This is a genomic window from Streptomyces thermovulgaris, assembly GCF_002155915.1.
GTDB lineage: Bacteria > Actinomycetota > Actinomycetes > Streptomycetales > Streptomycetaceae > Streptomyces > Streptomyces thermovulgaris.
Genome location: NZ_MUME01000247.1, coordinates 1 through 5,752 on the forward strand (window position 1 = coordinate 1; position 5,752 = coordinate 5,752).

At 73.7% G+C, this 5,752-nt stretch carries 4 protein-coding genes; 3 read left to right on the plus strand and 1 reads right to left on the minus strand.

The window, feature by feature from the left end; genetic code table 11:
* On the minus strand, positions 1 to 2,964 hold a 2,964-nt coding region (locus CCN35_RS19280), incomplete at its 3' end, for an FAD-binding and (Fe-S)-binding domain-containing protein (protein ID WP_107501067.1).
* A 164-nt stretch (positions 2,965 to 3,128) separates the two neighbouring features.
* Here CCN35_RS19280 and serC point away from each other — a divergent pair.
* The 3 genes from serC to CCN35_RS19295 all read left to right on the plus strand — a co-directional run.
* Positions 3,129 to 4,247, plus strand: coding sequence for a phosphoserine transaminase (serC, locus tag CCN35_RS19285; protein ID WP_067395902.1), 1,119 nt, complete (start codon positions 3,129 to 3,131; stop codon positions 4,245 to 4,247).
* A gap of 196 nt (positions 4,248 to 4,443) precedes the next feature.
* Positions 4,444 to 5,106 (plus strand): M15 family metallopeptidase, encoded by a 663-nt coding sequence (locus CCN35_RS19290; RefSeq protein ID WP_067395897.1) that lies wholly within the window; start codon positions 4,444 to 4,446, stop codon positions 5,104 to 5,106.
* 269 nt (positions 5,107 to 5,375) lie between these two features.
* On the plus strand, positions 5,376 to 5,752 hold a 377-nt coding region (locus CCN35_RS19295), incomplete at its 3' end, for a maltose acetyltransferase domain-containing protein (RefSeq protein ID WP_281254809.1).

Consider the following 5,752-nt stretch of genomic DNA (forward strand, 5'->3'; position numbering starts at 1 on the left):
CTCCGGCTCCTCTTCCGGCTTCTCCCCCGGTCCCTTCTCCAGCCCCTCCGCCAGCACCTCCGCCAGGTGCCGCCCGCGCACCCCGGCCAGCTGCTCCAGCTGCGTACGGCACGAGTAGCCGTCCGCCAGGACCACCGCCCCGTCCGGCGCCCGCCGCACCGCCGGCAGGAGCTGCTCCTCGGCGCAGGCCACCGACACCTCCCAGTGGCCCTTCTCGAAACCGAAGTTCCCGGCCAGGCCGCAGCAGCCGCCGGCCGGTTCACCGGTCAGGCCCGCCGCCGTGCGCAGCTCCCGGTCGGCCGTGTCGCCGAGGACCGCGTGCTGGTGGCAGTGGGTCTGGCCGACGACCGGGCGGTCCAGGCGGGGCGGGGTCCAGTCGGGGGCGTGGCGCCGGAGGGTCTCGGCGAAGGTCAGCACCCGGTCGGCCAGACGCCGGGCGCGCGGGTCGTCGGGCAGCAGTTCCGGCAGGTCGGCGCGGAGGGCGGCGGCGCAGCTCGGTTCCAGGACGACGACCGGGGCGGAGGTCTCGAGCACCGGCTCCATCAGGTCGAGGGTGCGGCGCAGCACGGCGCGGGCGCGGTCGAGCTGGCCGGTGGAGACGTACGTCAGTCCGCAGCACACCCGTCCCCGGCCGCGCAGCACGGACACCGGGTTCAGGGCCGCCGACCGTCCGTCGCCCACCGGGGGCCGGCGCAGGTGCAGCGTGGGCGGAAGCGCCACCCGCAGCCCGGCGGCCTCCAGCACCCGGACGGCCGCGCGGCCCACGGCGGGCGACAGATGCTCGGTGAAGGTGTCCGGCCACAGGACGACCAGCTCGCCCCGCCCCTGCTCCCCGTCCGTCCGCCTGCGGCGCCACCACCGGGTGAACGGCTCCCTCGCCAGCCGCGGGACGTCCCGTTCGGGGGCGATGCCGCCCAGCCGTTTCGCCGCCGCCGCCAGCGGGGGCACCGCGGCGAGCGCGTTCAGCAGCGGGGCGGTGCGGGTGCGGGCCGCCCAGCGCAGCCACACCGGGAGCCGGCCCAGGACGTAGTGGGCGGCGGGGCGGAGCCGTCCGGCGTAGTGGTGGTGCAGGAACTCCGCCTTGTACGTGGCCATGTCGACCTCGACCGGGCAGTCGGACCGGCAGCCCTTGCAGGCCAGGCACAGGTCGAGCGCGTCCCGGACCTCCGCCGACCGCCAGCCGCCGGTCACCAGCTCGCCCGCGAGCATCTCGTGCAGCAGCCGGGCACGCCCGCGCGTGGAGTGCCGTTCCTCGCCCGTGACCCGGTAGGAGGGGCACATCACCGCCGGACCCGTCGCCGTGGTCGTACGGCACTTGGCGACGCCCACGCACCGGCGCACCGCCGCCGAGAAGTCGCCGCCGTCGGCCGTGTAGCCGAAGGCCACGTCGACCGGGCGGCGGGGCAGCACGGAGAAACGCAGGTTGGCGTCCAGCGGGGCCGGGCGGACCAGCATTCCGGGGTTGAGCAGGTCGTCGGGGTCCCAGATGCCCTTGACCCGCTCGAAGAGGGCCACCATCTCCTCGCCGTACATCCGCGGCAGCAGCTCGGCCCGCGCCTGCCCGTCCCCGTGCTCCCCGGACAGCGAACCGCCGTGCGCCACCACCAGCTCGGCCAGTTCCTCCGAGAACCGCCTGAAGCGGCCGATCCCGTCCCGGGTCAGCAGGTCGAAGTCGATGCGGACGTGGATGCAGCCGTCCCCGAAGTGCCCGTACGGCGTGCCGCGCAGCCCGTGGGCGGCCAGCAGGGCCCGGAACTCGCGCAGATACGGGCCCAGCCGGGCCGGCGGCACCGCGCAGTCCTCCCATCCCGGCCATGCCTCGCTGCCGTCGGGCATCCGGGTCGCGGTACCGCTGGCGTCCTCCCGGATCCGCCACAGGGCGCGCTGGGCGGCCGGGTCGCCGACGACCAGCGCGTCCACGGCGCCGGCCGCGCGCACGATCGTCTCCGCACGGGCGCGGGCCTCCTGCTCCGACTCCCCGCCCGCCTCCACGAACAGCCAGGCGTCGCCCCGCGGCAGCCCGGTCGCCGAGGGCACCAGGTCCCGTGCCATGCCCTCCACCGTGAGCGGCCGGTGCGGCAGCAGACCGGCCGCGGCCTCGGCGGCGGCGCTCTCGTCGGCGTACCCGAGGACGGCCAGCACGCGCGCGCGGGGCGTCTTCACCAGCCGTACGACCGCCTCGGTCAGCACGCCCAGGGTGCCCTCCGAGCCGCAGAAGGACCGCGCCACGTCCGCGCCGCGCTCGGGCAGCAGGGCGTCCAGTGCGTACCCGGAGATACGGCGGGGCAGCTCGGGGAATCCGGTGCGCAGCCGGGCCAGCTCGCCCTCCACCAGCTCCCGCAGCCCGTCGGGGGCCCCGGCCCAGCCCTCTCCGAGCCGCAGCCGTTGCCCGCGCGCGGTGATCACGGACAGTTCCCGCACCCCGTCCGCGGTCGTCCCCCAGGCCACCGAGTGGGAGCCGCAGGCGTTGTTGCCGATCATCCCGCCGAGCGTGCACCGGCTGTGCGTGGAGGGGTCCGCGCCGAAGCGCAGTCCGTACGGTGCGGCGGCCTCCTGCAACCGGTCCAGGACCAGCCCCGGCTGGACGACGGCCGTCCGTGCCTCGGCGTCGATCCCCAGCACCCGGTTCATGTGCCGGGTGAAGTCCAGCACCACGCCCGTTCCGGTCGCCTGTCCCGCGATCGACGTCCCGCCGCCCCTGGCCACCACCGGCACGCCGTGCGCCCGGCAGATCTCCAGCACCGCCGCCACGTCGTCGGCGTCCCGGGGCGCCACCACGCCCAGCGGGACCCGCCGGTAGTTGGAGGCGTCCATGGTGACCAGCGCCCGCGCGGTGACGTCGAACTCCACCTCACCGCGCACGGCCCGGCGCAACCGCGTCCGAAGCTCGGAGGAAATCCCCGAGGAAATCTCGAAGGAAGGCCCGGAGGAAAGGCCGGAGGAAGGCCTGGAGGAATCGGTCATGCGTCCCAGCATGCACATGGCGGCCGTCCGCGGGCCGTCCGAGGCCGCTCCAAGGGGGCCGTCCGAAGGGCTTGTTCGGGGAATTGTCCGGGTGCTGTCCTGGGCAGTCTCATCCGGCGGAATGTGTTTCACCCGGATTTCCCCGACCCGCTACGCTCCCGTTCGTGGCTGAGATCCAGATTCCCTCTGACATCAAGCCCGCGGACGGACGTTTCGGCGCGGGTCCCTCCAAGGTGCGGACGGAGGCGCTGGACGCCCTCGCCGCCACCGGCACGTCCCTCATGGGCACCTCCCACCGCCAGGCCCCGGTCAAGAACCTGGTCGGCAAGGTGCGCGAGGGCATCAGCGAGCTGTTCCGGCTCCCCGACGGCTACGAGGTCGTGCTCGGCAACGGCGGCTCCACTGCCTTCTGGGACATCGCGACCCACGGTCTGATCGAGAACAAGTCGCAGCACCTCAGCTTCGGCGAGTTCAGCTCGAAGTTCGCCAAGGCCGCCAAGCTCGCCCCGTGGCTCGCCGAACCGACCGTCATCTCCACCGACCCGGGCACGCACCCCGAGCCGCGGGCCGAGGCCGGCGTGGACGTCTACGCCTTCACGCACAACGAGACCTCGACCGGTGTGGCCATGCCCATCAAGCGGGTCGCGGGCGCCGACGAGAACGCCCTGGTCCTGGTCGACGCCACCTCCGGTGCCGGCGGTCTGCCGGTCGACATCGCCGAGACCGACGTCTACTACTTCGCCCCGCAGAAGTCCTTCGCCTCCGACGGCGGTCTGTGGATCGGCATCTTCTCCCCCGCCGCCCTCGAGCGCGCCGAGCGCATCCACGCCTCCGGCCGCCACATCCCGGAGTTCTTCAGCCTCCCCACGGCGATCGACAACTCCCGCAAGAACCAGACGTACAACACCCCGGCCCTGGCCACCCTCTTCCTGCTGAACCAGCAGCTGGAGTGGCTCAACGGCCAGGGCGGCCTGGACTGGGCGGTCCGCCGCACCGCCACCTCCGCGCGCACGCTGTACGGCTGGGCGGAGGACGTGAAGTTCGCGACGCCGTTCGTCACCGACCCGGCCAAGCGCTCCCAGGTCATCGGCACGATCGACTTCTCCGACGAGATCGACGCCGCCGCCGTGGCCAAGGTGCTGCGCGCCAACGGCATCGTCGACACCGAGCCCTACCGCAAGCTCGGCCGCAACCAGCTGCGCATCGCCATGTTCCCGGCCGTCGACCCGGCGGACATCGAGGCCCTGACGAAGTGCATCGACTACGTGATCGAGAGGCTGTAGCCGCGGCCCCACGGCGGTGAGGGGCGCCCGGCGGGCAGTGCGCCGGGCGCCCCTCGTGCGTTCTCGGCACCCGTGCGTCTCCCGCGCCCGTACGTCTCCGCGGGCCGTTCTCGCCATTCTTCCGCCGCCCCGGTGGCCTGCTCCTCAATCGCGGGAACCCGGCCTGCCGGGTGGGCCGGTCGGCCAGGATCGGCGCATGAGCGAGATCGTGCTGATGTCTGATCCGAGAATCGCGACGATCCCGGTGGCCGACTGCGGTGAACCGCTGCTGGACGTCCGGCTTCAGGAATCCCTTGTCGTCGACTCCCGCAAGGCCGATTCCCTGGGGGCGTTCGCGCATGTGAGAGAGGGCGTCCTGATCCGTCTTCTCAAGGCGCAGGAGCTGCTTCCGGACGGCGTCCGCCTGCTGTTCGTCGAGGGATACCGGCCGCCCGCGCTGCAGCGCTCCTGCTTCGAGCGGTACGTCGCCGAACTGCGTGCCGACAACCCGGAGTGGTCGCTCGCGCAGGTGCGCGAGGCCGCGAGCCGCCATGTGTCCCCGCCGGAGATCGCGCCGCACAGCGCCGGTGCCGCGGTGGACCTCACGCTGATCTCCGACGACGGGCAGGAGCTCGACATGGGAACCCGGGTGAACGCCGGCCCGGAGGAGGGCGACGGCGCCTGCCGCACGCACGCCCGCCGCATCAGCCCCGAGGCGCGGGCCAACCGGCGGCTGCTCGGTGACGTGCTCACCGCCGTGGGCCTGGTGAACCACCCCACCGAGTGGTGGCACTGGTCCTACGGCGACCGCTACTGGGCCTTCTCCACCGGGGCCGGCAGCGCGCTCTACGGACCGCGGAACTTCCGCTCCCCTCTCTGACCGCCGGGCATCCCCGTCCTCGGCGCGCGCACGACGTGCGCAGACGGTGTGCACCGGCCGGGCGCGTGCCCGCCCCTTCCCGGCGGGCGGCCCCGGGCCCCTCGAAGGACCGTGCCGCACCTGGCGCCCCAGTGTTGCGCGAAGCCGCGGGACCGTTGCGGCAGAGCCGCGGAATGCCGCCCTCCGGACGCTCGCCGGACTCCGCAGGGCGCCCTTGTCCCGCCCAAAGGAGTGTACGTTCGTACACTCCATGGGGTACGGTCGTCCCCATGCCGACCGACTACTTCGCCGGCGACCCGCGCACCAACCTGGAGCGCATGCTCGCGGGCGACCTGTACATCGCCGACGACCCGGAGATCGCCCGGCGGCAGCAGCGCGCGATGCGGCTCGCCGCCCGCTACCAGGCCGCCTACGTCGAGGACGCCGCCAGTGCCAGGCCGCTGCTGGCCGAGCTGCTCGGCGCGGTGGGCGAGGGCGTCGACGTACGGCCGCCGCTCCGTGTCGACTACGGCAGCAACATCCGCATCGGCGCCCGCACCTTCGTCAACTACAACCTGACGGCCCTGGACGTCGCCCCGATCACCATCGGCGAGGACTGCCAGATCGGCCCGAACGTCCAGCTCCTCACCCCCACCCACCCCCTGGA

Excerpts from the sequence above, each read along its gene's own strand:
- CCN35_RS19290 (WP_067395897.1), top strand. The coding sequence starts at position 4,444 with ATGAGCGAGATCGTGCTGATGTCTGATCCGAGAATCGCGACGATCCCG.